We start from the raw sequence: 25,780 nt of genomic DNA, 5'->3' as shown, positions 1-25,780 counted from the left end.
GCGTGATGCGCTCCCTCTCCCTCCTCGTGTTGCTGCTCGGCGCGCTGACCGCGTGCCGCACCACCACCTCCTCCCAGGCGATCGACGCCTCGGCCCTCCCCGAGACGCCCGCCTCTGACGGGGCTGAGACCCGCCGCACGCTCGGCCCGGGAGACCTGGTGGACGTGCGCGTCTACCAGGAGCCGGACCACTCGGGCGTCTGGGCCGTGTCCCCCGAGGGCACCATCGACTACCCGCTGTGCGGCAAGGTTCACCTGGCGGGCCGCACCTCGGGCACCGCCGCGGATGTGCTGCGCGACTGCCTCGCGCGCTACCTGCGCCACCCCGAGGTGTCCGTCGCCATCCGCGAGTACAACTCGAAGAAGGTCTTCGTCTTCGGCGAGGTGCAGAAGCCGGGCACGTTCTCCTACGAGGAGGGCATGACCATCATCGAGGCGGTGACGATGGCCGGAGGCTTCACGAAGCTGGCTTCGCCCAACGGCACCCAGGTGGCACGGCAGGACGAGGGCCAGCAATTGAAGATCCGCGTCCCGGTGAAGGACATCCGGGATGGCGCGGAGAAGAACTTCACCCTGCGCCCAGGCGACATCGTCTACGTGCCGGAGAGCCTCTTCTAGTTCCGCATGCTCCCTCTCCCTCTGGGAGAGGGCGGGGGGTGAGGGTAGTCACCTGCGTAAGACCCTCACCCTAACCCTCTCCCAGAGGGAGAGGGGATATCCACGGGGCCGAGGGATGGACTCCGTCTCAATAGACCCTCAGCCGCGCGGAGCCGGTGGTGTCCAGCCGAGGTCTGCGAGGAACCCTTGGCTCTCGGCGATGAGCGCGGAGGCCAGTCCAGGCGCACACGCGAGTACGTCCCCGATTCCCACCTGGAAGGGAACCCCGTCGATGCGCACCATCGCCCCGCCCGCCTCCTGCACCAGCAGCGAGCCCGCCGCCACGTCCCACGGCTTGAGACCGAACTCGAAGAAGCCATCGAACCGGCCCGCGGCCACATAGGCCAGGTCCAGCGCGGCGCTGCCCGTGCGGCGGATACCCTGCGCCCGGACAATAAAGCGCCGCAACAACCCCATCGGGCCCTCGGGCTTCTGGTGCACGTCATACGGAAAGCCCGTGCACAACAGCGCCTGCGACAGCTCCGTGCAGCCCGAAGCCCTCAGCGGACGTCCGTTGAGCGTGGCCCCCTCTCCTCGTGCGGCGGAGAAGAGCTCATCCAGCATGGGGTTGTAGATGGCGCCGGCCAGCACGCCGCCCGGCCCCTCCACGCCCACGCTCACACAGAAGTGCGGCACCCGGTGCGCGTAGTTCGTGGTGCCATCCAACGGATCCACAATCCACCGCAGCCCCGAGCCCTGCGAGGCCCCGCTCTCCTCGGCCAGCACCGCGTGGCCCGGGTAACGCTGACGGATGAAGCCGAGCACCGCCGCCTCGGCCGCCCGGTCCGCGTCGGTGACCAGGTCAATGCCGCCTTTGTACTCGATGGTGCGCTCGCCCAGGAAACGCTCGGCGAGCACCTTGCCGGCGAGCCGGGCTCCCTCTTCGGCGATGCGGCGCAGGGTGGCGGGCGACTCGTCGGACATGACGGCTCCTCCTTCGTCTACTTCCCAGGCTCGGCGAGCAATTCCTCGATCTCCGCCTGGTACTTGGTCAGGTACTCCTCGGCGAAGCCCTCGTGCATGTAACGCACCCGGCCCTTGCGATCGAGCAGCACCGTGGTGGGCATGCCGCGCACGCGCAGCACCTTCTCCGACACCACGGCGTTGGCATCCAGGAGCACGGGCAGCGTCACCTTCGTCTCCTCGAGAAACGGAGGAATGGCGCGAGCGTCCTCGTCCACGTTGAGCGCGTACACCTTGAGGCCCCGCGCGGCGTAGTGCTTGGCCAGGTCCTGGTACATCGGCAGCGCGTCCTTGCAGGGCTCGCACCAGGTAGCCCACACGTCGAGCAGCACCACGCTGCCCCGATCGCTGGAGATGGCATGAGGCTCACCACCCGGGTAGCGCTTGACGGTGAAGTCCAGCGGGGCGGACTCGGCGGACCCCAGGGCTTCCGAGCTGGAGGCCAGCGAGGGAGCGGTGAGCGACGGCATCTTCTGCGCGCACCCGGAGAGGGCGAGCACGACCAGGACGAGGCGGAAGGGGCGCATGGGGCTCATTTTTCCCCGAAGCGGGCCCGCAGCGCGACGAGCAACTTGTCGATGAAGCCCCCAAAGGCGCCGTTGCTCATGACGAGCAGCACGTCCCCGGGCTGGGACTCACGTGTCACGCGCTCGACGAGCGAGGGCACGTCCGTGGCCGAGTCGGCAACAATCCCCTGGGACTTCAGCGCCTCGGTGACGCGGGGCACATTGAGCTCCTCGTCGACAGGCACCTTGTCGTGACGCTCGGGCACCTTGAGGCTGGCCCGGTTGGCGCCGGTGAAGGCATGGGCGTAGTCCTCCTGGTGGATGTTGCGGCGGCTGGTGTTCGAGCGCGGCTCGAAGATGGCCCACAGCCGGCGCTCCGGGTAGCGGTGGCGGATGGCGGCGATCGTCTCCCGCACCGCCGTGGGGTGGTGCGCGAAGTCATCCACCACCATGATGCCGCCAATCTCCGCACGCACCTCCTGGCGCCGCTTCACCCCTTGGAAGGTGGCCAGCCCCTTGGCGATCTCCTCGAAGGACAGGCCCAGCCCTCGCGCGGCGGCGATGACGCTCAGCGTGTTCTCCACGTTGTGCATGCCGGAGAGCGGCAGCAGGACGGTGCCCAACGCGGTGCCACGCTCCACCACCTCGAAGCGCGCGCCCTCGGGACCAAAGCGCACGTTGCGCGGGGTGTAGTCCGCCTCGGCGCCCTCCTTCGCCACGTACGTCACCACCTGGCCCGGGCACGCCTGCGCCAGCTTCACCGCGTTGGGGTACGCGGAACACACCACCAACCGGCCATCCTTCGGAATCAGCCGGACGAACTTGTCGAACGTGGACTCGTAGTGCGGCAGGTCCCGGAAGATGTCCGCGTGGTCGAACTCCACGCTGGTGAGGATGGCCGTCTTCGGACGGTAGTGCAGGAACTTGGAGCCCTTGTCCCAGTAGGCCGTGTCGTACTCGTCGCCCTCGACGACGAAGTGCGGCCCCTTCCCCACCCGGTAGTTGCCCGAGTAGTTCTGCGTGACGCCGCCCACCAGGAAGGACGGATCCTTCCCCGCCTCCACGAGGACATGGGCAATCAGCGAGGACGTGGTCGTCTTTCCGTGAGTGCCCGCCACCACGACGGAGTGCGCCCGGTCGAGGAAGAGCGAGCCCAGCGCGGCCGGGAAGCTCATCTGCGGAACGCGGCGCTCGCGCACGGCGGTGGCCTCGGGGTTCACCCGGCGGATGACGTTGCCGATGATGACGAGGTCCGGCTTCGCCTTGTCGAGGTTGTCCGGGCTGTAGGGCGTGAGCGCTTGGATGCCCCACGTGCGGAGCATGTCGCTCATGGGCGGGTAGACGTTCTCGTCACTACCGGTGACGTCGTAGCCAGCGGCCTTGAGCATGCCGGCGAACGAGCCCATGCCGGTGCCGGCCACGCCGACGAGGTGGATGCGGCGCACGGCGCCGGGGGTGATGGTTTCGAGGACGTTGCCGTTGTCGTCAGCCATGTGCTTTCGGGGTCAGGTCGTTGAGGCCGAGTGCTTCCACGACAAGGTCGTGGAAGACGGGACGGAATTCACGGATGCGCACTTCCTTGCGGCCATGCGCCACACGGTTGGTGATGAGCGCCACCACGAGGGAGCGGCGCAGGTCCACCCAGAGGCTGGTGCCGGTAAAGCCGAGGTGACCCACCGCGCCCGGAGGCGTGTCGCCGATGAAATGGCCCGCGCTGGACAGGCTCACGGAGGGCGTGTCGAAACCCATGGAGCGGGTGCTTCCTTCCACGAGCGGGTCCTGGGCCAGCGCGCGGTACAAGAGAGGCGCCGGAGCAAGCGAGGGTGCCCCCGCACACCCCTCGAGGATGGCCTGGCCGAAGCGGGCCACGTCCACCGCGGTGCCAAAGAGGCCGGCATGTCCGCTGACTCCATCCATCACCCAGGCGTTGTCGTCATCCACCTCGCCGGGCACGGACGGACGCGAGGGAAGCTCACCCCACATGCCCTCCTGGCCGGGAGCGGGCTCGCGAGGACGTGTGGCTCCGGTGAGCGCGACCCGGCCATCGGTGGGGAAGTCGGTGAGCCGGTGGAAGCGCGCGGAGAGGCCCATGGGCTCGGCGACGTGGCGAGAGAAGAGGACGTCCAGGGACGCACCACCCGCGCGGGCGAGGATCTCCCCCAGGAGGATGAAGCCCACGTCGCTGTAGGCGGTGGCGGTGCGCAGGGGGACCTTGAGCGGTGTGGCCGCGGCGGCCTGGATGACCTCGTCGCGGACGCGGGCGCGGGTGGCCGAAGGACAGCCGGGGTCGAGCAGCTCGGGATGAGAGGTGAGTGCCTGGGCGAAGAAAGGCACGAAGGGAGGCAGGCCCGAGCGGTGATAGAGCAGGTCCGCCACCGTGGCGCCCGCGTCCCCCACGGGCGAGCCCGGGAAGAAGCGGGCCACGGGCGTCTCGGGACCGACCTTGCCCTCGGTCCAGAAGCGCAGGAAGAGCGCGGTGGTGCAAAGCACCTTGGTGACGGAGGCCAGATCGAAGCGGGTGTCTCCCGAGACGTTGCCAGCCACCCCGCCGAAGACCTGGACGCCCCGGTGCAGCACCACGGCCTGGGCGGCCGGGAAGATGCCGAAGCTGACGGACTCCTCCAGGAGGCCCTGGAGGTTGGCGATGGGGTGACTGCTCATGCCTGCACCGCTCCTTCCAGGAAGGTGAGGCGGGCAACGCCGGCATCCAACCGCACCTGGGTGCCGAGAGCGACGGGGTAGTTGGGGATGTCGTGGCCGATGGGGAAACCAGCGGCGCACGGCAGCCCCGTCTCCTCGGCGAGCGAGCGGAGGACCTCCGCGCCACTGTAGGGAGCACCCTTCGACTCGCAGTCGGTGAAGTCGCCGAGCACGATGCCGCGCACCTGGTTGAACACGCCCGCGAGCCGCAGGTGCGTCCAGATGCGGTCGAGCCGATAGGGGGCCTCGCCCACGTCCTCGAGCAGGAGGATGGCCCCGTCGAGCGGCGGCATATAGGGAGTGCCCAGCAACCGGGAGAGGACAGAGAGGTTGCCGCCGAGCAGCGGGCCCTCGACGACGCCGGGGACGTAGGAGGCCTTGCCCTCGAGGGGCGGCGGGGGCTCGGGGGACTCGAGCAGCCGGAAAAGGTACTCCTGGACCTCGGGAGGCTGCTTGCCCAGGTGGGTGACGACGGGCCCGTGGATGGTGACGCGGCCGAGCCCCTGGAGGGGCAGGTGCAAGGCGGTGATGTCGGAGAAGCCGACCAGCGCCGTGGGAGCCATGTCCGAGAGCGGGAGCGACGGGAGCAGGCGCATGACGCCGTAGCCGCCCCGAGCACAGAAGATGGCGCGGGCGTTGCGGTCGGTGAGGGCCCGGGTCAGCTCCTGGGCCCGGCGTGAATCCGGCCCGGCGAGATAGCGCCAGGCCTCGTAGAGCTCCGGCTCATAGACGGGGGAGTAGCGCTGAGCGAGGACGCCGAGACCGACCTCGAAGGTAGGCGGGTCGAAGGGACCAGCGGGGGCGACAATGTGGACGGTGTCGCGAGGACGCAGCAGGGGGGGCTTGAGCCAACGCACGGCGCCTTCATAGCACCGGGGGCGCGCATGTCTCGGGCTTCGAGCGCCCCATGTCCGAGGGACAACCTCCCCTCTCCCTCCGGGGGAGAGCCAGGGTGAGGGTGCCTGCCCGACTCCCCTCCAGCCCCCTACCCCTCCACTCGCTCCAGCACCGCCGCGAAGAACCCATCGGTCCCGTGCAAATGAGGAGCACAAAACAGGAACCCCTCCCGGACACACGACGGGTCCAACCACCCCGCCCCGGGAGGCACGAGCCGGAACCCGGGGGACTCGCGCAGGAACCCGAGGACCACCTCCTCGTTCTCCGCACGATTCACGGTGCAGGTCGCGTAGACCACCCGGCCCCCCGGACGCACGAGGCGGCCCGCGCGCGCGAGGATGTCGTGCTGGACCCGAGGCAGCTCGGACAGGGACGCAGGGTCGAGGCGGAAGCGGAGATCCGGCCCGCGCCGCAGGGAGCCCAGCTCCGAGCATGGGGCATCCACGAGCACCCGGTCGGCGAGCACACCCTCCGGAGGCGCACGGAGCACCTGGACAGTCGAGACCCCTGCCCGGGAACACCGCTGGAGGAGCCGGTCGAGCCGCCCGGCATCCGGGTCGTACGCGAGGAGACGGCCCCGGTTCTCCATGGCGGCGGCGAGCTGGAGCGTCTTGCCTCCGGCACCGGCGCACAGGTCGAGCACGGTCTCCCCGGGCCGGGCCTCGACGAGAAGGCCGAGGAGCTGGCTCCCCTCGTCCTGGACCTCGAAGAGGCCCTCGCGCAGGGAATCGAGCCCATAGAGGTTGGGCTTGGGGCCCACGACGTGGAGCGCGAGGGGGCTGAGGGCACCGGGCCGAGTCTCGACCCCCTCGGCTCGCAACCGTTCCGCCAGGGCAGCACGAGTGGTGCGCAGCGGGTTCACCCGGAGCGTGATGGGCCCGGGGACGTTGAGATGGGCGCAGAAGTCCTCGGCGGCAGGGCCGAATTCGCGGGAGAAGTGCTCGGCGAGCCAGTCCGGGAGGGACCAGCGGAGGGCGAGCGACAGGGGCTCCCCGGCCGCGAGGGGCTGGGGCTCCCCGATACCCGAGAGCCGGACGGCGTCCTCCGGGGAGAGGCCGGCGAGCCGATGCAGGAAGGCGTAGAGGAGCGCGGGGACGGGAGCCTCGGGGTTGCCGAGCAGGAAGCCGAGTCGGCGGCGCCACAGGCCGACGTTGAAGACGACCTCGGCGAGGGCCTGGCGCTGCTCGCGGGAGAGGCTCCGGTGGGCGCGGAGGGTCCGGTCGAGCACGCGCTCCGCGGGACTGCCCGAGAGGACATGGGAGAGGGCCTCGGTGACGATGGGGGTGATTCCATCGAGCGCCGACCAGGGGACCGAGCGAAGCCGGTAGAGCGGGTCAAAACGGGTTGTTGACAGGACGGACTCCGTTCTTTAGAAAGCACTTCGTTGTCGCGGCGGTCCACACCGGCCAACGCGCAGCGGACATATTCCCCGATAGCTCAGCCGGTAGAGCGGGTGACTGTTAATCACTAGGTCCGAGGTTCGAGTCCTCGTCGGGGAGCTGAAATAGGGCGTCAGACGAAAGTCTGGCGCCCTTTTCTTTTGCCCTCCATTGACCGTGGGCACAACACGGGCAACCCCCCCCCGACTACAAAGTCAGCACGAGGGCAACCTCGCGCCGGACGGCCATGGAGCAATTCAAGCGGTTCGAGACCGACCCGGAGCACTACAACCCTGCGGGCTCGCCCCACGAGGAGCCCATCTATCCCAATGCGCCGCTCGCAGCGGAATTCCTCACCTACTCGCGCAACGTGGACAAGAACAGCGCCACCTGGGTGAAGAAGCAGCAGGGCTATCTCGCGTGGTGAGCCGACCAGTTCAAGGGCCGGAACCTGCGGAAGGCCACGCTCCTCGATGACATCCTCCCCTCCGTGGAAGGGGCGAAGGCCCGGGGGCATCGGATCGCGGTCCTCAAGCGCGTCTACTCTTGGTTGCGCAAGGTGAAGCACGTCCTCTCGGTGGCCGAGGATCCGACATTCGGACGGCTCACCGTGCCCCAGGCGAGGCCCGAGCAGTGGAAGCGGGACAAGGTGATTCCCCGGGAGCACTACCTGCTCGCCCACGAGTACCTTGCGCCTCACTGGCGCGACGGGATGGACGTGCAGGCGGGCACCGGCTGGCACGTCTCGGAGCTGGTGCGCTTCGCCAGGATGGGCAGCGTGGAGCCATACCGGGGCGAGGCCGAGGGGATCGCGGGCGTGCTGGTGTGTCCCCAAACCAAGAGCGGCGAGCCCATGCGCACCGCCGTGTCCGCCGAAGTGCTGGAGGCGAGGAAGTTCTCGAAATCGCACGCAGCCGCCAGTCCAACGACTGACAATCCGTGCAAGGAGCACTTGAAGGAGGGCTTGGGGGAGATTTCATTCCCCCAGCCAGTAGAGGCCTCGCCGCGTGCGCAACACCTGCTCCAGGAACTCCGAGAAGGAGCTGGCGACTGGCCCGCAGTATTTCGGGTTGGGCCATGCCTCATGGTAGCCGTCCGTCAGGGGGTAGCGGTCGTTCTCCTGGCGGGCCACGTCCACCAGCACGTAGTTGCCATCCTGGACGTCGCAGATGGCCCACATTGATGCGGGCCCATGCGCGTCATCGTCGTTCTTCTTCCCGAAGATGGCCACCCGAGCTCGGACGATCTCCGAGAGAGGAAGTATCTGGTAGGGAGAATCGGGTAGCCGTTCGATCAACTCGGCACCGTTGCAATGCAGGTAGAAGGCCCGGAGGTCGGGGTCCAGCTTCCAACCCACCCGCCGCTCGAACTCCTCGATCTCCTCGGGCGTGGCGGGCGGATAGGGGAAGTGGTCGCGGGAAACTTCTTCCAGCAGGCGGCTCATGGGCGTGGCCACCGTCTCATTCCCCCAGCCAGTAGAGGCTACGCTGGGTGCGCAGAACCTGCTCCAGGAACTCCGAGAACGAGCTGGCGATCTGCGTGCAGTATTCCGGGTTGGGCCACGTCTCGCGGTCCCCATCAATGAGCGGATACCGCCCGTCTACCTGTCGGCTCACGTCCAAGACGACATAGTTGCCGTCGCGCACGTAGCAGAGTGCGTACATCGAGGCTGGGCCACGCGAATCATCATCCTTTCCACGGATGGCTACTCGTGCCCGGACGATTTTCGACAGGGGCAGAATCTCATAGGGCGAGTCCGGCCACTGAATCAGAGCGGCTCCATTGCATTGCAGGTAGAAGGCCCGCAGGTCCGGGTCCAACTTCCAGCTCACTCGCTGCTCGAACTCCTCGATCTCCTCGGGCGTGGCGGGAGGATTTGGGAAGTGATCGCGGGAGACTTCTTCGAGCAAACTGCTCATGGGCGTGGCCATCGTCAGTTGTCTGTGTAAGGCAGGTCGGGACCCACTGTATTCCAGGGCGCTTTCCCGTCGTAGCAGGCGGGATACTCGTCAGTGAACACCTTGTGGGTGTCTGGCTCGGCGGGGATGATGTTATTGGGATCGGTCGGATCTCCGCCGTGCCAGAGATCCCGGATGTGATGGCCCGGCCAAGAGGTGTCGGCCACGGCAGGCCACTCTCCGAACTTCTTGCTCCACTTCTCTCGGAAGGACTCCCGAATATTGTCCCACTTCTTACGCGCGACCTCCTTCGTCGCCTTCGGCAGTGGGGGGTAGTTGCAGCAGCAGTGATAGACGCCGTAGCGGCTCCCGGCCTTCACGGGAACGGGCAAGACAACGAGGCGTCCCTCCCAGTCGAACTTGAGATCAGAACCTTGAGCATCAGCAAGGTCGCCTCGCCACCTACACGCCCTCATCGCCCCTGGAATTACGGGCCTCACGGTGGGCATCGGGTCTTCCCGGGAACCGTGAGCTAGGATGGCGCCCGTGGCACTGATCGAAGCCCACCAGCTCACCCGCACCTTCCGGGTTCCCGTCAAAGCTCCCGGTTTCCTCGGGGCGGTCCGTCACCTGCTGCGCCCCCAGTACACCGAGCACACCGCGGTGGACCGGCTCGACCTGCGCGTCGAGGCTGGCGAGAGCGTCGCGTACGTCGGCCCCAACGGGGCGGGCAAGTCCACCACGCTCAAGATGCTCACCGGCATCCTCGCGCCTACCAGCGGCCAGGTCCGGGTGCGCGGGGTGGATCCCCACCGCGAGCGCGTCGCCAATGCGCGCACCATCGGCGTGGTCTTCGGCCAGCGCTCCCATCTCTGGTGGGATCTACCCATCCAGGAGTCCCTCCGGCTGCTGGGCGACATCTACGGGGTACCGCGCGAGCGCTTCACCCGCAACCTGGACGAGCTCACCGAGCTGCTGGAGCTCGGCGACCTGCTCGCCAGGCCCGCGCGGCAGCTCTCCCTGGGGCAGCGCATGCGCTGCGAGCTCGCCTCCGCGCTGCTCCATGGTCCGGAGCTGCTCTACCTGGATGAGCCCACCCTCGGCCTCGACGTGGCCGTGAAGGAGCGCGTCCGAGCCTTCATCCGCCACATCAACCGCGAGCGCGGTGTCACGGTGATGCTCACCTCGCATGACCTGGGGGACATCCAGGATCTATGTGAGCGCATGGTGATGATCGACGGCGGCCGGATCCTCTTCGATGGGCCGCTGCGCACCATGAAGGAGCGCTTCGGCCGCACGTGCGCCATCCATCTGGCCCTGCGCGGGCAGCCGCCGGATGCGCTCGCCCTGGCGCGGCAGGCCCTGCCAGAGCTCGCCGCCAGTTGCAGCACCCAGCCCGAGCAGCACCAGCTCGTGGTCCAGTTCGACATGGCCCAGGCCCCGGTCGGCTCGGTGGTGGGCCGGCTGCTGGCCGCGCTCCCCGTCCAGGATCTCCGCGTCCAGGAGCCCAGCATCGACTCCATCCTGCGCGACCTCTACGAGAACCGGCTCCTGCTCCAGGAGCCCCGGCGATGAGCGGCCCCGCCTCCCCGGTGGCACTCCGGCAGGACCCTCGCTCCAAGTACCTCGCGCTGGTGTTCATCGGCGCCCAACGCACGCTCGCCTATCCACGCACCGTCCTGCTCAGCCTCTTGAGCAACACGGTGTGGCTCGCCATCTCCTATTCCTTGTGGAGCGCCGTCTTCGACGGCACCTCGCAGGTGGGCGGCCTCGACTGGGCGCGCATGCGGACGTACCTCCTGCTCGCCCAGTCCGCCAACCTGCTCCTCAACGCGTCCTCCTCCGTCCACCGGATGCTGCGGCTCATCCGCACCGGGGACATCGCCATCGAGCTGCTCCGCCCCTACGACGTCCTGACGTCCCAGCTCGCCTTCTCCGCCGGCGCCGCCCTGGTGGAGGCAGTCCTCGGCACGCTGGTGGCCGTCGGGCTCGGCCTCACCGTACTCGACGTGCTCCCCGCCGCCTCCCCCGCCGCGGCCGCGCTCTTCCTGGCGAGCCTCCTGCTGGGGTTCCTCGTCCGCTTCATGGTGGGCCTCATCACCTCGCTGCTCTGCCTCTGGACGAAGAACTGGCTGGGACTGCACTGGATGCAGGCCGCCCTGTTGAGCGTCTTCTCCGGCGCCCTCGTCCCGCTGGACCTCTACCCCGCCTGGCTGCGCTCCCTCTCTCTGGCCCTCCCCTTCCAGGGCATCATCCACACGCCCATCTCCATCTACCTGGGCGAGCTCCAGGGAAGCGCACTCCTCCAGGCCCTGGGGCTCCAGGCACTCTGGGTGGTGGCGCTCTGGGGACTGGCGCGCCTGCTGTGGAACCCGGGCCGGAAGGCCCTCGACATCCAGGGAGGCTGAGCATGCTCGCGAGGCTCGCACACTGGGTGTGGATCTACTGCCGGCTCCAGTTGCTGCACCTGCGCGTGCAGCTCGAGTACGAGGCCGACTTCTGGCTCGGCATCGTCGCCATGGTGCTGCGCCACACCACCGGCTTCGTCTTCCTCTGGGCGGTGTTCCTCCATGTCCCCCAGGTGCAGGGGTGGGGACAGTGGGAGATGATCTTCCTCTACGCGCTGGCCATCATCCCCATCGGGCTGGTGGAGCTCTTCTACGACGGCCCCTGGGAGCTGACGGGGCTCGTCAACCTGGGAGAGCTGGACGGGCTCCTCCTGCGGCCGCTGCCGGCGGCGCTCCAGGTCATCTGCCATGGCTCGAGCCTCCACGGGCTGGGCAGCGTGGCGCTGGGGCTCGTGCTGCTGGGGCGGGCGGTGTCGGAGCTGAACCTCGCCCTGGCTCCCTGGCAGTACGTCTTCATTGCCGCCACCGTGCTCGGCTCCACGCTGCTGATCGGCTCCCTCAACCTCATGGCCCAGTGCGTGGTCTTCTGGGAGCCCGACACCTCCATGCAGCTCCCCGTGCTGGTGCAGGAGATGTCGGCGATCGCCCGCTACCCCCTCACGCTCTATGGCCGGCTGCTGCAGTGGATCACCACCTGGGTGCTGCCCTTCGCCTTCGTCAGCTACTTCCCTGGCACCGTGCTGCTGCACAAGCCCGAGGCCAACCCCTGGCTGGGATATGGAGCACCGCTCGTCGGGCTCGCGGTCACCGGCGTTGCGGGCCTGCTCTGGACGCACTGCCTCAAGCGCTACCAGGGCGTGGGTGGCTGAGCCGAGGGGGGCGTGGGCTCCTCCCCGTCCCGGAGTCCGGTGCTAGACTCCCGGGGCACCCCCGCGATTGGCTTCCACCATGCTGGCCCCCCTCCCCACCCCAGCCTCCGCGCCCCGAGGCGAGCCCTCCCTCGCGCTGCCCCGCTCCTTCTGGAAGGACTTCTCCCAGCGCCACTGGGATCGCGAGCCCGCCGTCTTCAAGCAGCCCTTCGCCCAGCACTTCTTCACCGGCCAGGAGATCTACGAGGCGTTCCTGGAAGCGGCCCTCCGCATGCGCCGGGGCGAGTACACCACCCCCCTGCGCTTCTTCATCGAGCATGAGGACGGTCCCGACGGGCTGCCTCACTACGGGATGGTGCTCTTCCCCGCCCCCTACCTGCCCACGCGCGAGGATGGAGACCTCCCCAACTACCTGGCGCGGCTGGACAAGCTCCTGGGGGGCAAGCGCTTCGGCCTCGTGCTGAACCGCGCCCAGGGCTTCCACTGGAATCACTGGCTACAGGCAACAACCTTCCTGTCCGGCCTCTACGCGTCCGCCGGCGTGCCCCTGGGCAGCAACGACTCGAGCATCTTCCTGGGCAACTACCGCTACACGCCCTTCGGCATCCACAAGGACAACTCGCACGTCTTCAACTTCGTCGTCGAGGGCACGAAGAGGTACAGCCTCTGGCCCTACGAGGCGCTCTCCGGCCGCGACGAGGTGCCCAAGGGTGTCTCCCTCATCGACAAGCCCTGCTCCATTCTCCTGCGCGACAAGCAGGAGGAGGCGGAGCTGCTGTCCCGCGCGTCCTTCCTCGAGGCGTCCGCGGGCGACGTCACCTACTGGCCCGTCTCCTACTGGCACCGCGCCGAGCCCACCGAGGGCATGTCCCTCAGCATCTCGCTCGGGGTGAGCTTCAGTGCCCCGTACTTCACCGCCGACGCGCCCCCGCATGAGTGGCCCGGCCGCCTGCGTCCCACCGAGATGCCCAGCAGGCGCGCCTGGCAGGTGCCCGCCAGCGTGCGCTCCGCTCTGCGTCAGCGCGGCCAGCGCAAGGCCCTGCTCTCCGCCGAGCGCGAGAGCACCGCCGACTGGGTCCGGCTGCTCACCTGCGGCGCCCTCAATGGCGCTCCGCCCGAGGCCCAGGAGACCCCGCTCTCCCCCGACGAGTGGATCCGCGCCCACCCCGAGCGCCCCATCGTCTGCGTGCCCCTGCCCGACAAGCAGCTCCTGGTGTCCGCCATCGGCCGCTCCTCCACCCTCCCCGGCTCCCCTCTTCTCCGCCGCCGCCTCGAGCGCCTCGTCTCCTCCCTCAACCTGGGCAAGCCCCTGAGCGTCTCCGCCCTCGAGCAGGCCTTCTTCTCCCGCCTGCCCTCCCGGGCCTTCTCCCGCGCCTCCTTCCGCGCCCTGCTCGACGACCTCGTGCGCTGGCGCGCCGTCCAGCGCTGCCCCGCTCCCGGCCGCAAGTCGCGCTGAATCCCTTGGCCGGGCATCCCGGCGCGCCCCTTCCCCATTCTCTCTCCGCGTCTCTTCCTCCCCAGGAAACCACCATGCTGGCTCCCCTCCCCACTCCAGCCCCCGCCCCCCAGGCCGAGCCCTCCCTCGCGCTGCCGCGCTCCTTCTGGAAGGACTTCGCCAAACGCCACTGGAACCGTGAGCCCGCCGTCTTCAAGCGGCCGTTCGGCGACCGGGCCCCCACCACCGGGCAGATGTACGAGGCACTCCTCGACGCCGGAGAGCGCGTGCGCCGGGGCGAGTACACCATGCCCCTGCGCTTCTTCATCGAGCACGAGGAGGGACCCGATGGGCTGCCGTACTACTCGATGCTCATGTCCCTCTCCAACCACATGCCGCGCCCCGAGGATGGCGGCGTCGAGGGATACCTGGCGCGCCTGGACAAGCTGCTCGGCGGCAAGCGCTTCGGCATCGTCTTCAACCGGCTCCAGATGTACCAGTGGACCCACTGGCAGCAGCTCAGCAGCTTCCTGTCCGGCCTCTACGAGCAGGTCGGCGTGCCGCTGGGCAACAACGAGTCGTGCATCTTCTTCGGCAACTACCGCTACACGCCCTTCGGCATCCACAAGGACAACTCGCACGCCTTCAACTTCGTCGTCGAGGGCAAGAAGACCTTCAGCGTCTGGCCCTTCGAGACGCTCGCCAGCCGCCCGGAGGTCCCCAAGGATCCATCCCTCGTCAACAGGCCCTACTCCCTCTTCATGAAGGACAAGGCGGAGGAGGACGCGGTGCTGTCCCGGGCGAACTTCATCGAGGCGACCGCGGGCGACGTCACCTACTGGCCCGTCTCCCACTGGCACCGCGCCGAGCCCACCGGCGGAGGGCTGAACATCAGCATCTCCGTCTCCGCGTGCTCCGCGCCGCCGATGTTCACCTCCATGGCGCCCCCGCATGAGTGGCCCGGCCACCTGCGCCACACCGAGCTACCCGGCAAGCGCACCTGGCAGGTGCCCGCCAGCGTGCGCTCCGCCCTGCGTCAGCGAGGCCAGCGCAAGGCCCTCCTCTCCGCCGAGCGAGAGAGCACCATCGAGTGGGTCCGCTGCCTCACCGCCAACGCCCTGGACGCGGCCCCGCCCGAGGCCCAGGAGGCCCCGCTCGCCCCCGACGAGTGGATCCGCGCCCACCCCGAGCGCCCCATCGTCTGCATGCCCCTGCCCGGCAAGCAGCTCCTGGTGTCCGCCATCGGCCGCTCCTCCACCCTCCCTGGCTCTCCCCTTCTCCGCCGCCGCCTCGAGCGCCTCGTCGCCTCCCTCAACCTGGGCAAGCCCCTGAGCGTCTCCGCCCTCGAGCAGGCCTTCTTCTCCCGCCTCCCCTCCCGGGCCTTCTCCCGTGCTTCCTTCCGCGCCCTGCTCGATGACCTCGTGCGCTGGCGCGCCGTCCAGCGTTGCCCTGCTCCTGGCAAGAAGTCGCGCTGAGCCCAGGCGGGCCGCTCATCCCCCCAGCAGCGGCGGGAGGATGAGCGTCGGAGTGCCACAGCCGTCGGCGGTGGGGAAGAACGCCAGGTCCTCCCCCACGCCGCGCAGCGCACGCAACGTCTCCAGCACTGGCAGGCGAAGCTCCACCGGGGCGAGCCGCTTCACGCGCCGGCCCTCGCGCACCTCCCATCCCCCGGCCATCAGGGACACCACTCCGGGGCGCGGCATCGTGGTGAACGTCTCCACGCGCGCCACCAGCTCCGTGTAGTGCTCCGGGAGCGCGTCCCCCCGAGGAACCACGAAGAGGTTGAGCGCGGAGGGCGTGGGGGGCGAGCCCTCGGCACGCAGGCCCCGGCCATTGGGCTCCACCCCGAGCCGGGCCGCCGTGGCCGCCGAGTGGAGGAACCCCTGGAAGCGGCCCTCGTCGACGAGCCGCAGCGCCCGCGCGGGGGCCCCCTCGTCATCCACGCTCCGCCGCCACACGCCAAGCGGATGGAGCGGCTCATCCACCACCGACAGCACCGAGGGGAAGAGCTTCTTGCCCACCGCGCGCGCCAGGGCGGGAGTCGCCACCGCCACATCTCCCCGCAGCATCCACGCCAGCGCCGCGACGAGCGGGGCCGCGACCGCGGGCCGGAGAATGAGCGGCAGGCCCGGATCCGCCGCCTCCGCGGGCCCCTCCAGCGTCTCCACCGCCTCCGCCAGCCGCGCCCGTAGGGGCTCCAGGTTCCACGCCTCGCCCAGCGGCCCGGCCACCCCATCCACGACGGCCCCGCGCGACGTCTCGCAACGCACGATGGCCTCTTGCCGCGCGTCCAGGCTCCCCTGGAGGACACCCTCGCCGCGCACCAGCAGGGAAGCGCTCGCCGTGCACGTGAGCACCGCCGCCTGCACGACGACACCGGGCGGGAGCACCGTCCGGGCAACGTGCTCCGCCAGCTCCCGGGCCCGCTCACCCGACAGCTCCGGGAGCCCTGGCGGCGACACACCCGGTGCCGGCAGAGCAGGAAGCGGAGCGCGAGCATCCGGCCGCACCCGCTCCGAGGCCACGTTCAGCACGCGCTCGAGGTCCTCGGCTCCACCTACGCTCAGCGCCGCGAAGCCGGTGCCCTCCTCCCGCCACACTCGCGCCGCCGCCGACACGGACTCCCCGCGCGAGAGCGAGAAGCGCCCCGGGCCCACCTCGTACTCCAGCGACAACCGGCGGCTCGCAGTGAGGAAGAGCTCGGCCCTGGTGGGCACCTGGCCGCGCGTGAACGCCTCCATCCGCGCCCGGGCCTCCCCGGCAAGCAGGCCCAGGTCCATCCCCGCGCAGGCGCCTTCTTCTGGCGCTCCCGCGCTCACCGGCCTCTCGTGCTCGCCGCTCGCCATGACAGCGCCATCATGCCCCATCCCACGAGGATGCTGCTCCCTACGGGGAAGTGACCGACAAGCATCCCTCTCCCCTCGGGAGAGGGGCGGGGTGAGGGTGCCCGGGCCCGTTCTCCAACCCGTGGCCCCCCGGTGTGGACAGGGGGTTCAACCCGGGTTCACCTCCGCCTCCGACAAAATCCTTTCCGCTCAGGCGTTTGCCGAGATCACCCACCAGAGCGGAGGCATGAAGAGCATGATCCAACCTCCCCATCTGGCCCCGATGCGCTCCGTGGCGTCGCTCTCGATATGGTTCGGCACCCGGATCATCAGCAGGGCCAGCGCCAGGTATGCCGCGAAACTGAAGACTCCCCCTCGTGGATGGGACAGTCCCATCCAGGGGATGAATCGCATGGCGATGAGGTAGCCCATCAGGTTGAGCACGGCCACCAGGAGCGCGAGCCTTGGCATGAGCCCCGGTGTATTGCGCGCGCCACGGAATCGTCAAACCCTTCTGCCCCTGGGCCCCTCGCCGCGGCAGGCGCTGCGCAAGACGGGCGTTCTCTCCCACCACTTCTGGCTTCGTTCCTTTTTGCAAAGGAACTTTTGCCCACCTACTGAGTCGGTCGATCTCTGACCAGGCAGCGCCGAGAAGCCATTCCTCACGGCCAGTCCCAGACGGCGCTCACCGGCGCCTCGCGGCTAAACAAGGCAGCCCCCTCCTTGGAGTCCTCCCGCTTGGGCACGCGCCCGTCCGGGTTGCCCAGCACGATGCACACGGGGAGCTTCCGCCCATCGGGCAGCACGGCCAGGGTGTAGCGTCCCATGATGGCCGCGCGCGGCACGTTCGCCTCGAGGTCGTAAATTCCGGGCCCCGTCCAGAGACGACCGTGCAGCAGCGTCCCCTCGGGCATGTTGCCGTCTCCCTCCGTGATGCGTCCGATGACAGGGCCATCCGTGTAGACGCCCGGCTCGCTCACATCGCTGGGCTGGTTGATGTCCACGACGGCTAGAAGATCGCTATCGAGACCCGGCCGAAGCTTCAACTCCTGGAACATGGCCTCGGTCGCCTCCTTGGGGCAGTCGGCGGGCGCCGGGGGCTTCACCTGGGCGGCGGGGCAGCCGATGCCGGCGACGGCGCACAGCCATGCAGCGAGGAACCTCGAGGGGGTGGAGGGAGTGGTGGACACGGGTGGGCTTCCTTTCTCGGGGCCAGCCCCAGGCAGCAGCGCCTCGGGTGGGGGCGCAAGTGTGGAGTGCACTAGCCACAAGGCAAGGCCGAGCACGGTCAGGCTCGCGAGCAGGACCAGAGGCCACCTCGCGCGGAGCGGGCGGACAGAGGCAGCGGGCGCCTCCTGATGCACCTCCGCATGGCTCTCTTCCTTCTTGGGCGGCTGAGCTTCTTCCGGAGCCTCGCGTACCGATTCCGGCGGCTGGGCCGGCTGTACCACCACCTCCTGGGGTGATGGCCCCGCCGGACTGCCCTCAACGGCAAAGAGCGGCGTCCTCCATGCGGGGGACTGCCTCTCCTTCTCGGCGGCCTTCTCCAGCGCCTCGAGCAGCGCCTGGGTGTCGGGGTACCGGTCCTCGGGCCGCTTCTCCAGCAGCTTCATGGCGATGTCGCTGAGGGAGCGCGGAGCCAGGGGGTTGAGGACATGGGGCGCGGTTGGGGGCACCGAGGCGATGGCGGCCAGCAGTTCCTTGTCGGGCAGCTCCGGGTTGAAGGGGTGGAGGTCGGTGAGCCCCTGGTAGAGCAACACCCCCAGTGCGTACAAATCCGTGGTCACGCCACCCTGGAAGGGCTCTCCCCGCTTCCACGCCTCCGTGCGCGTGTAGGCCAGGAGCTCGGGCGGCAACAGGTGCAGGACGCCTTCGGGCAGGCCCAGTGTCTTCGTCAGGGCTCCCGGCAGGCGCACGGTGCCGAAGTCGATGAGGAAGGGCCTGCCGTCCTCCCGTCGGATGAGGATGTTCTCTGCCTTCAAGTCCCGGTGGTACACACCGCGTGCGTGCAGCACACCCACGGTGCGCACTACGCCGGAGAAGGTGTCCACCAGCGCGGTGGCGTGAGGAGGCTTGCGCCAGCGCCACTGGTGCCAGGTGTCCCCGTCCACGAAGTCGGTGATGATGAAGGCGTAGCCCTTGGTGGGGTTGGGCCAGAAGTCCACCGCGTACACGCGCAGCAGGTTGGGGTGAGAGGCGTAGGTGAAGAGAGCCGCGGCCTCGTGCGCCAGCCGCCGATAAGCGCTCTTCTCCTCCACGTACTGCTCTTCCGTGAGCTCCTCCTTGGATTGGGTGAGGGGGAGCAGCGCCATCTTCATGGAGTAGGGATGGCCGTCGCGCTCCACCTTGAAGACGCGGGAGGAGCCTCCACGGCCCAGCACCTGGACAATGTGCCAGGGCCCCACCGTGTCGCCGCTTTGGAGGTGGTCCGGGTGCAGGGCTTCCGTCATGGGCTGGCCCTCCTAGAGTTCCACATTGAGGATGGGGACGCGCCTGACACCGCTCTTGTCCAACACTTCGACGCGGAAGACCTGGCCCGCCTTCCAGTAGGGCACCTCTGGCTCTACCGCCACGAGCCCCTCCTCACCGGGTGCGAGCTGAGCCTTGTCCATCTCCACGGAGAGCACCTTCACGGGGGTGCCATCCGCTCGGGTGAGTCTCGCGGAGCCTGGCGCCCAGGGTTTCTGCCCCGGGAGGTTCCGCACACGGACGACGGCGAGAGCCCAGGAGCCAGCGCGGTACCCCATGCCTCTCACCACCTTCAGCCCTCCTTGGATGCCGGGCACATCCTCGGTGCTCCGGGCTACCACTCCATTCCTGTCGATTCGGCCCGAAAACACGAGCCCGGCAGGGCCGCCCGCTCCGTACTGGGCCCTCAGCGCCGCGAGCTCCGCCTCCTTCTCCGCCAGCGCCGCTTCCAGAGCCTCGAGGGTACGCGGGCGGCGCACCACCTCCACCTCCTTGTCCACCAGCGTGGGGTGGGAGACGAGCACGAGCGTGGCAACTGCCGGGGAGGCACCGTCCTTGTAGCGCACCCGCACCACCAGCTTCTCCTCGGCCCCCAGGTCGACAGAGGGCTCCACCGCCACGAGGCGCTCCCCCGCCTCTACCCACCGGAAGCGAGCCGGTCGGCCCTCGAGTTCCAAGGAAGCCTTGTCGATGGGGGCGTCGAAGCGAAGGTAGGTGGCGACGCCGGCCGCCACCCGCGCCTCTGGTGCCGATTCATTGGGATTGCTGGGGAGGACAACCTGCCGCTCCTGGCGCTCGCGAGCCGGGGGCTGAGTCTGAGCCACCGAGGGAGGCGCAAGGGACAAAGCGAGAAGAACGAGGAGCGGACGGGACGTTGGTAGTAGTGCCAGGGTGGTGAACCTCTCCGGTTCACCGTAGCAGATGCCGCACCCCGGGCGGCCAAGTTACCCCAGCCCCGCGTCGCGCTGCCGGTGTTGGGTAGTTCTCTCGCCGTGAGCCCACGAGCTTCTCACCCGCAGCCTGGGCCAGCTCCTTCGGACCTCAGAAAAATGGGTAAGGAGGATTAAAAGGGAGGGAGGAGGTGCGCGGGGTGTCCGACTGGTTCGTGGAGCGGCGCGAGGTGAGGGAGCTCATCCACCAGCCCTCGGGGCTGCGCGTCCAGCCGCCCCTGCTCGAGCGAGGCTACGCGGCCCGCCGGGAGCGGCGCGGAGGGGTGGAGCAGGTGTGGACGGAGGTAACCCGAGACTCGCTCCCAGCCGGCGCGCTGCCCGCGGAGGTGGCGGACGGAGCACGTGCGCTGTTCGCCCCCGGCCCGGCGCTGGTGGAAGGCACCGGGGCCCTGGAGGACGGCGTGCGGCGCCTGGTGGAGCGGGCGCGAGAGGCAGGCGCGGTGCAACTGGACGTGCTGCTGCGCGAGGTGGACCAGAGCACCCTCTTCGCCAGCGAGGACCGCCAGGTCTCCGATCGCAGGCGCTATGCCCTCATCGAGCTGAAGGTCCATGGCGCCACCCCCACGGGGACGGAGGAGCTGTGGCGCTGCGCGGCCTACCCGGATGGCGAGCGGCTCCGCGCGGCCCTGCCAGAGCTGGAGTCCCTGGTGGAGCGGATGGTGCGGCAGCTCCACGAGTGCGCCCCCCTCGTCCCCTGTCCCACGGGTGAGCTCCCCGTGGTGTTCCCCCCTGGCTCGGCCTCTGGCTGCTTCTTCCACGAGGTCTGCGGCCACCCTCTCGAGGGAGACGTCGTCGCCCGGGGCGGCTCCTACCTGGCCCGCCGCCTGGGCCAGCGGGTGGCCGAGCCCTTCGTCTCCATCTCCGACGATCCCACCGATGGGCACGGGGCGCTCGCCTATGGCTGGGATGACGAGGGCAACCCCGCGAGGCCCGTGCACCTCCTCCAGGCCGGCGTCATCGGCTCGCCGCTGCTGGATGGATGCAGCGCCCGGGTCCTGGGCCACGCCCCCAACGGGCACGGCCGACGCGTGGGCTTCAAGCACCCGCCCCTGCCCCGCATGGCCCACACGCGCGTGGAGCCGCACCAGGGCAATCTGGAGAGCCTGCTCGCCGGCATTCCCCACGGGCTGCTGGTGCGCCACCTGCTGCCGCGCCACATGAACCTGCTGTCGGGCGACTTCAGCTTCTACGTCATCGAGGCACAGGAGATCCGCGACGGCCGCCCGGGACGAATGGTGTCGCCGGGCATCCTCAGCGGCAACGGCCTGGAGGCCCTCGCGAGCATCGACGCGGTGGGCGCGGACTCGCAGAACCTGTTCGCCACTCGCGGCTGCCGCAAGCTGGCTCACGGCCCGCTGCCCGTCTCCTTCGGACAGCCGGCCGTGCGCTTCCGGCGGCTCGACTTCCGGCCCTGGCGCTGACGCCCGCTCACCCCGGAGCGGGCCGCACCAGCGTCCGGCCTAACGGCACAGGAAGCTCATGTCCGTGCCCGGCACGTACTCCTCGTCCGGAGGAGGCGGAGGGAAGGAGAGCGAGGGGAAGGCAGACGTGCGCATCACGGACACGCCCGGGCCCACCTGAATGGAGGCGGGGGCCAGGGGGAAGGGCCGCGGACCGAACTCCCCGGGCTGCTCACCCTCGGGGGTGTTCACGGTGTCCTTGAAGCCCAGCGCCACCGGATCCGTGGCGCCCGGCGGGACCACGACGGCGTAGTAGCCCAGGGGGCTGACCGGCTCGGACGAGACGTAGAAGCCCATGGGCGACTGGCCCGCGACGGTGCCCGGCTTCGCCCAGTCCAGCGCGTACACCGTGCCTGGGCCCGCCTCCTTCGTCATCTCCACCCCGCCCAGCGGGTTGTTCTCGAAGTCGAAGAAGAAGCCGGGGGAGAGCACCCAAACGAGCGCCACGCCCCCCGTCAGAAGCTGATTGATGGAGTTGCCCGTGTGGGTGGCCAGAGCGGACAGGGCCCCGGCCTCGCCCACCACCATCGCTATCTGCGAGACGCAGGAGGTGTTGAGCGTACGCAGGGGGCTCAGCGAGGTGGTGGGGTGGTACCTCGCCTGGGGCATGGGCTCGAAGTCGGGCGCGGGGAAGGCCTCCGCGGCGCCGATGACGATGCCGTTCTGGGACGCCTCGGCCCGGATGGCATAGGTGATGGACTCGTCCCTCGGCACGCCCTGCGCCAACTGCCACGTGGCGCCCGGGGTGACAGTGTCGCTGCTGGAGTCGGCCACGGTGCCGCCGTTCATCACGCTCACCTGCGCCCCCACGGGCGTCGCGCGCATCATGTACGGAATCCCGAGGACGAGCATGCGCGGCGGAGGAGGAGGCGCGGTGGGGTCCGAGGGGTCTCCCGGCGGGAAGGTGGCCGCGGCGAAGTGGAAGGCCTCCGGGTCGAAGATGATGCCCGACACGGTGGTCTTCACGGGCGGCAGATCCGTGTAGGGGGTGGACGTCCCGGGCTGGGTCGGAAGCTCGCCGGAGCACCCCGTCAGGGCGGCCGCGAGCATGACACTGGAGATGATGGACGAAGCTCTCATGGCGGTCCTCTCGAATCTCACCTGGTGGGGAGGATGTGGCCGGCCGGCGGGGTCACGCCGTGGCAGGCGTTGGCGCAATTGCCGTAGGCGTTGGGCGTGTTCTGCAAGTCCTCGAACTGCTCCGCGAAGTACTCCGTGCCGTGCGAGCTGATGTGGCAGCTATTGCAGGCGACGAGGCTCGGCCGCACGGCGCTCTCCCGCGTCAGGTGGCAGAAGGTGCAGTCCGACTTGTTCTGCTTGTACTTGCGCGAGTTCATGTGCATGCGGTGGATGAAGTCGGAGACGTGGCCCACCTGCGGCTCGAAGTGGCACGTCTTGCAGGCCTCCACGTTGTCCACCGACAGGCCGTGGTGGAGGTTGTCCAGCGAGTTCACCCCGTTGTGGCAGGTCTGGCAGTTGCCGATCTGCCCCGGATAGGTGGTGGGCTTCTCCTGGCCGACCTGGAAGAAGAAGGAGTCGAGCCGGTTGAGGCGCTCGCCGTCCACGGCCCGGTGCCCCTTGAGCATGATGAGGTAGGTGCCCGGCTTCGCATCATCCGACAGCTTCACCGAGTAGCGCGTGGGCTGCTTGGCGGCCGCGTACCCGGGGAAGGCATCCGGCATGCCGGGGGCCACGTAGAACTGAGGCTCACCCGACACCGGGTAGGAGAAGTAGGGCAGCGCGTAGGTGCCGTACACCGTCTTCAGGTCCTGCAGCGGCCCCACCACCTTGAAACCGGACTCGGTGCTGCTCGTGTCCCGGAAGACGAGCAGCATCTTGTCATTGAAGTAGCCGATGCCGTTGGACTGCCCGCCCATGAAGTCGTTCCAGCTCGGCAGCAGATTCTGCGGGTGCAGGGCATTGCCATCCCCGTCCTGCAGCGACACGAGCAGATCCAACGTATCGCCCGGCATGAAGTACTTGCCGTTCTGCGGCTTGTTGAGGTGGACGGCCTGCTCGAGGCCGAAGCCGCAAGCCACCTTCTCGTTGGTGGCCAGGCCGTCGGCGCCCAGCTTGTAGCAGGAGGTCTCGCGCTCTGCCTCGCGCACGAAGGTGACCGGGAAGAGGAAGGGCTCCTCGGGCATCAGGCTCCAGGTGACGCGGATGACGCCCTCGCCGGCCACGTCCGGCATGCGGAAGGTCTTGAAGGGGTTGGTGGAGTTGGCGAAGGAGACCTTCACCCCCGTGTGGTACACGGGCGGGTTGAACGAGCCCGGCTGGGGCACCGTGTCCCCGGGGAAACGCGGGGCGCCTACGCCGGTCGCCATCCAGCTCGCGCGGGTGCGGCCGGTGCTGGGGCTCTCGGCGAGGAAGTCCTGGCGGCTGTAGGTCTGCGTGGCGCGAATGACTCCCGACGAGTCGAGCACGTCCACCGTCAGGGTGTCGTCATTGGAGAGCATCCACGCGGCGTTCTCGTAGAAGACCTCCCGCTGGAAGCTGCCAAAGCCCAGGCTCTTCCAGTTCTCGCGGCCCACCGTCAGGCCACTCCAGTCCAGGCTCTTGAAGCGCGAGTGCTTGCGCATCCACGTGGCGGGCGCCTGCTTGTCCGCGAAGTCCATGTGGTCGCTGTTGATGAGCGCGTCCGTCATGGACAGCTCTCGCAGGAAGTAGAGCGTGTCGCGAACGACGGTGAGCCGGGCCGTGGGCGGCCGGGCGGGACCGAGCCCGAAGTAGCCGTCGTTGAGGAACTGGCACTGGTCCGGGTAGTTGAAGACGGCCCGACTCAGATCGCCGCGCGTCACCGGCTCGCCGTTGGGCAGGATGGCGCAGCCGTTGAAGGCCAGCAGCGACAAGGAGATGGCCCCGGAGGCGGAGCTCGAGTACGGGTCGAACGCCTTCGCGCCGCGACCACGCGTGCCCTCGTTGTCCTCGACGTTGAAGATGTTACAGCCCGCGACGAACACCACGAGGGGGAGCAGAAGAATCTTCGAGAACGGTTTCATGTGGGACTTGGGTCCTGCGCCTCTCGCCGGGGGGCGACGGGCAGGTGGGGGGAGCGACGACAACGGGGCGCTCGGGGACTCTAACAAGCGTTCAATTGCAAAACCAAGAACCCCCCCGAGGAGCTTCGAGGGCTCATTCCGGAGGAGGCCCGTCAACTGGACGGCCCGTGCGCAACGCGATCACTCCCCGTCGGTACTCGATGGGGAGGCGATCCGCCTTCACGTGGACCTCGCCGGAGAAGTCCAGCGGGTGGGCCTTGGGGCGCTGGCCCTCGGCGATGAGGCGATCCTGCTCGAGGATGGCCAGCTCGGACTTCACGAAGATGTCTGGGAACTGCTTGATGGCCGGGTGGTAGGAGGAAAAATAGAAGCACTGCGCCTTCTCCTCGGACCAGGGCGAGGCGATGGCGTACACCGTGTGTTGGAAGAACAGGGTGGGCTTGAAGGACAGGCGCACGGCGAAGGGAAGCGTCACGTCATAGGTGAGCGTGGTCTTGTCCACCCGCGGCGGCGCCCCCTCGAGGGCCGGAGAGAGCGCGGGATAGGTGATCTGCGTCCGCAGGCCACCGGGCAGCCGCGCCACCTCGTAGGACAGCACCTCCTGCTGCTCCGGGTTACCGAAGGTCCCCTTGTGCACCCAGGACAGGTGGGTGACGTCCAGGATGATCTCCATCAGCCGGCCCGCGGACACCTCCCAGTCCAGCCGCGGGAGCGCGACGGTGGCCACCTTGCCGCTCTCCAGCTCTGGCCACTCCGGCAGCGCCTCCTGGGAGCTCGCATCCAGACAGATCCACACCAGGCCATAGCGCTCCACGGCCCGGAAGGACGCGAGCGCCGCGCGGGCGGGAATGGGCGCACCGGGCTGGGAAGGCACCCGCACACAGCGCCCATCCTGCCCGTACGTCCAGCCATGGAAGGCACACCGCAGGCCCTCGGCGGACACCTCACCAGCGCACAGGTCCGCGCCCCGGTGGGCGCAGTAGCGCTGCGTGGCGGCCACGCCAGAGCCCACCCGCCACACCACCAGCTCCCGTCCCAACAGGCGCGCCGCGAGCGGACGCTCCTTCAGCTCGTGCGAGAACGCGACGGGGTACCAGTAGGGGGAGAAGGCCTCTTCATAGGAGCGCACGCCCGCTTCCATGACGGCTTCCCGGCTCAGGCCAGCGCGAGGGGAGCGATCTTGCTCTCGATCTCCTCGAGCAGGAAGTTGATCTCCTCGAGCTCATCCAGCTTCTCAGGCGCCGCGGCGCTCATGGCCTCGGAAGACGGGGCCTGCTCGGCGGTGACGGATGCAACGGGCGACGCGCTGATCTCTTCCGATGCCATGGGGGGCCTCCTGCACGGGGGGTTGATAATGCTGGCTAGAAGCGGGGATAACTCCCAAGTTCTGATATTCCAGCGAAAGAGGACCTCTGTCAACGTA

The 25,780-nt window shown here is 69.0% G+C and carries 26 protein-coding genes and 1 tRNA gene; 9 read left to right on the top strand and 18 right to left on the bottom strand.

The window, feature by feature from the left end; all coding sequences use genetic code 11:
- Positions 1–5: 5 nt before the first annotated feature.
- Entirely contained in the window at positions 6–617 is a 612-nt protein-coding gene (locus OV287_RS13760) for a polysaccharide biosynthesis/export family protein (protein WP_267534481.1), read from the top strand.
- Positions 618–755: 138 nt separating this feature from the next.
- Here OV287_RS13760 and OV287_RS13755 read toward each other — a convergent pair whose 3' ends face one another.
- The 6 genes from OV287_RS13755 to OV287_RS13730 all read right to left on the bottom strand — a co-directional run bounded on the left by OV287_RS13755 (position 756) and on the right by OV287_RS13730 (position 6,950).
- A complete protein-coding gene (locus OV287_RS13755) occupies positions 756–1,580 on the bottom strand; it encodes an inositol monophosphatase family protein (RefSeq protein WP_267534480.1) in 825 nt (274 codons plus the stop codon).
- Between the two features lie 17 nt (positions 1,581–1,597).
- Positions 1,598–2,146 carry a TlpA family protein disulfide reductase gene (locus tag OV287_RS13750; protein ID WP_267534479.1) on the bottom strand — a complete coding sequence of 183 codons (549 nt, stop codon included), beginning with the start codon at positions 2,144–2,146 and terminating at the stop codon, positions 1,598–1,600.
- Positions 2,147–2,151: 5 nt separating this feature from the next.
- Positions 2,152–3,618 carry a UDP-N-acetylmuramate:L-alanyl-gamma-D-glutamyl-meso-diaminopimelate ligase gene (mpl, locus tag OV287_RS13745; protein WP_267534478.1) on the bottom strand — a complete coding sequence of 489 codons (1,467 nt, stop codon included), beginning with the start codon at positions 3,616–3,618 and terminating at the stop codon, positions 2,152–2,154.
- Positions 3,611–4,786: a serine hydrolase domain-containing protein gene (locus OV287_RS13740; RefSeq protein ID WP_267534477.1), complete on the bottom strand. Its 1,176-nt coding sequence runs from the start codon at positions 4,784–4,786 to the stop codon at positions 3,611–3,613. The genes mpl and OV287_RS13740 overlap by 8 nt, the downstream gene beginning before the upstream one ends.
- Positions 4,783–5,682 (bottom strand): S66 peptidase family protein, encoded by a 900-nt coding sequence (locus OV287_RS13735; RefSeq protein ID WP_267534476.1) that lies wholly within the window; start codon positions 5,680–5,682, stop codon positions 4,783–4,785. The genes OV287_RS13740 and OV287_RS13735 overlap by 4 nt, the downstream gene beginning before the upstream one ends.
- 128 nt (positions 5,683–5,810) lie before the next feature.
- Complete coding sequence (locus OV287_RS13730) at positions 5,811–6,950, bottom strand: RsmB/NOP family class I SAM-dependent RNA methyltransferase (RefSeq protein ID WP_373371827.1); 1,140 nt, start codon at positions 6,948–6,950, stop codon at positions 5,811–5,813.
- A gap of 198 nt (positions 6,951–7,148) precedes the next feature.
- Here OV287_RS13730 and OV287_RS13725 point away from each other — a divergent pair.
- Both OV287_RS13725 and OV287_RS13720 read left to right on the top strand, forming a co-directional pair.
- Positions 7,149–7,221, top strand: a tRNA-Asn gene (locus tag OV287_RS13725).
- Between the two features lie 127 nt (positions 7,222–7,348).
- Positions 7,349–7,528, top strand: coding sequence for a hypothetical protein (locus OV287_RS13720; RefSeq protein ID WP_267534475.1), 180 nt, complete (start codon positions 7,349–7,351; stop codon positions 7,526–7,528).
- A gap of 269 nt (positions 7,529–7,797) precedes the next feature.
- Here OV287_RS13720 and OV287_RS13715 read toward each other — a convergent pair whose 3' ends face one another.
- Genes OV287_RS13715 through OV287_RS13700 form a run of 4 tightly spaced genes read right to left on the bottom strand, consistent with a single transcriptional unit; the run spans position 7,798 to position 9,391 of the window.
- Positions 7,798–8,046 carry a hypothetical protein gene (locus OV287_RS13715; RefSeq protein ID WP_267534474.1) on the bottom strand — a complete coding sequence of 83 codons (249 nt, stop codon included), beginning with the start codon at positions 8,044–8,046 and terminating at the stop codon, positions 7,798–7,800.
- Positions 8,047–8,077: 31 nt separating this feature from the next.
- Positions 8,078–8,545, bottom strand: a complete 468-nt coding sequence (locus tag OV287_RS13710; RefSeq protein WP_267534473.1) for an SMI1/KNR4 family protein — start codon at positions 8,543–8,545, stop codon at positions 8,078–8,080.
- 16 nt (positions 8,546–8,561) lie between these two features.
- On the bottom strand, positions 8,562–9,032 hold the full coding sequence (locus OV287_RS13705) for an SMI1/KNR4 family protein (RefSeq protein WP_267534472.1): 471 nt from the start codon (positions 9,030–9,032) through the stop codon (positions 8,562–8,564).
- A 2-nt stretch (positions 9,033–9,034) separates the two neighbouring features.
- The gene (locus OV287_RS13700; RefSeq protein WP_308809564.1) at positions 9,035–9,391 is read right to left on the bottom strand and encodes a hypothetical protein; all 357 of its coding nucleotides are present in this window, start codon (positions 9,389–9,391) and stop codon (positions 9,035–9,037) included.
- A 154-nt stretch (positions 9,392–9,545) separates the two neighbouring features.
- On the opposite strand from OV287_RS13700, the gene OV287_RS13695 reads away from it, so the two are divergent.
- The 5 genes from OV287_RS13695 to OV287_RS13675 all read left to right on the top strand — a co-directional run bounded on the left by OV287_RS13695 (position 9,546) and on the right by OV287_RS13675 (position 15,126).
- Positions 9,546–10,574, top strand: coding sequence for an ABC transporter ATP-binding protein (locus OV287_RS13695; protein WP_267534471.1), 1,029 nt, complete (start codon positions 9,546–9,548; stop codon positions 10,572–10,574).
- On the top strand, positions 10,571–11,407 hold the full coding sequence (locus OV287_RS13690) for an ABC transporter permease (RefSeq protein WP_267534470.1): 837 nt from the start codon (positions 10,571–10,573) through the stop codon (positions 11,405–11,407). The genes OV287_RS13695 and OV287_RS13690 overlap by 4 nt, the downstream gene beginning before the upstream one ends.
- Before the next feature lie 2 nt (positions 11,408–11,409).
- Positions 11,410–12,216 (top strand): ABC transporter permease, encoded by an 807-nt coding sequence (locus OV287_RS13685; protein ID WP_267534469.1) that lies wholly within the window; start codon positions 11,410–11,412, stop codon positions 12,214–12,216.
- A gap of 79 nt (positions 12,217–12,295) precedes the next feature.
- A complete protein-coding gene (locus tag OV287_RS13680) occupies positions 12,296–13,672 on the top strand; it encodes a cupin-like domain-containing protein (RefSeq protein ID WP_267534468.1) in 1,377 nt (458 codons plus the stop codon).
- Positions 13,673–13,746: 74 nt separating this feature from the next.
- Positions 13,747–15,126, top strand: a complete 1,380-nt coding sequence (locus tag OV287_RS13675) for a cupin-like domain-containing protein (protein ID WP_267534467.1) — start codon at positions 13,747–13,749, stop codon at positions 15,124–15,126.
- Positions 15,127–15,141: 15 nt separating this feature from the next.
- Here OV287_RS13675 and OV287_RS13670 read toward each other — a convergent pair whose 3' ends face one another.
- The 4 genes from OV287_RS13670 to OV287_RS13655 all read right to left on the bottom strand — a co-directional run bounded on the left by OV287_RS13670 (position 15,142) and on the right by OV287_RS13655 (position 19,790).
- Complete coding sequence (locus OV287_RS13670) at positions 15,142–16,497, bottom strand: metallopeptidase TldD-related protein (protein ID WP_267534466.1); 1,356 nt, start codon at positions 16,495–16,497, stop codon at positions 15,142–15,144.
- A 189-nt stretch (positions 16,498–16,686) separates the two neighbouring features.
- A complete protein-coding gene (locus tag OV287_RS13665) occupies positions 16,687–16,947 on the bottom strand; it encodes a hypothetical protein (protein WP_267534465.1) in 261 nt (86 codons plus the stop codon).
- 191 nt (positions 16,948–17,138) lie between these two features.
- Positions 17,139–18,926 carry a serine/threonine protein kinase gene (locus OV287_RS13660; RefSeq protein ID WP_267534464.1) on the bottom strand — a complete coding sequence of 596 codons (1,788 nt, stop codon included), beginning with the start codon at positions 18,924–18,926 and terminating at the stop codon, positions 17,139–17,141.
- Positions 18,927–18,938: 12 nt separating this feature from the next.
- Complete coding sequence (locus OV287_RS13655; protein ID WP_267534463.1) at positions 18,939–19,790, bottom strand: DUF2381 family protein; 852 nt, start codon at positions 19,788–19,790, stop codon at positions 18,939–18,941.
- Between the two features lie 245 nt (positions 19,791–20,035).
- Here OV287_RS13655 and OV287_RS13650 point away from each other — a divergent pair, with 245 nt between their 5' ends.
- Positions 20,036–21,316, top strand: coding sequence for a TldD/PmbA family protein (locus tag OV287_RS13650; protein ID WP_267534462.1), 1,281 nt, complete (start codon positions 20,036–20,038; stop codon positions 21,314–21,316).
- Between the two features lie 39 nt (positions 21,317–21,355).
- Here OV287_RS13650 and OV287_RS13645 read toward each other — a convergent pair whose 3' ends face one another.
- The 4 genes from OV287_RS13645 to OV287_RS13630 all read right to left on the bottom strand — a co-directional run bounded on the left by OV287_RS13645 (position 21,356) and on the right by OV287_RS13630 (position 25,683).
- Positions 21,356–22,435 (bottom strand): hypothetical protein, encoded by a 1,080-nt coding sequence (locus tag OV287_RS13645; protein ID WP_267534461.1) that lies wholly within the window; start codon positions 22,433–22,435, stop codon positions 21,356–21,358.
- Between the two features lie 17 nt (positions 22,436–22,452).
- On the bottom strand, positions 22,453–24,357 hold the full coding sequence (locus OV287_RS13640) for a hypothetical protein (protein WP_267534460.1): 1,905 nt from the start codon (positions 24,355–24,357) through the stop codon (positions 22,453–22,455).
- Between the two features lie 133 nt (positions 24,358–24,490).
- A complete protein-coding gene (locus OV287_RS13635) occupies positions 24,491–25,498 on the bottom strand; it encodes a Rieske 2Fe-2S domain-containing protein (protein ID WP_267534459.1) in 1,008 nt (335 codons plus the stop codon).
- Between the two features lie 14 nt (positions 25,499–25,512).
- The gene (locus OV287_RS13630; protein WP_267534458.1) at positions 25,513–25,683 is read right to left on the bottom strand and encodes a Xan family putative trans-acting RiPP leader peptide; all 171 of its coding nucleotides are present in this window, start codon (positions 25,681–25,683) and stop codon (positions 25,513–25,515) included.
- Positions 25,684–25,780: the final 97 nt, after the last annotated feature.

Origin of the sequence: Archangium lansingense (assembly GCF_026626635.1) — a bacterium.
Lineage (GTDB): Bacteria > Myxococcota > Myxococcia > Myxococcales > Myxococcaceae > Archangium > Archangium lansingense.
Note: the sequence above shows the minus strand (reverse complement) of the source record. Positions and strands in the feature narration are given on the sequence as shown.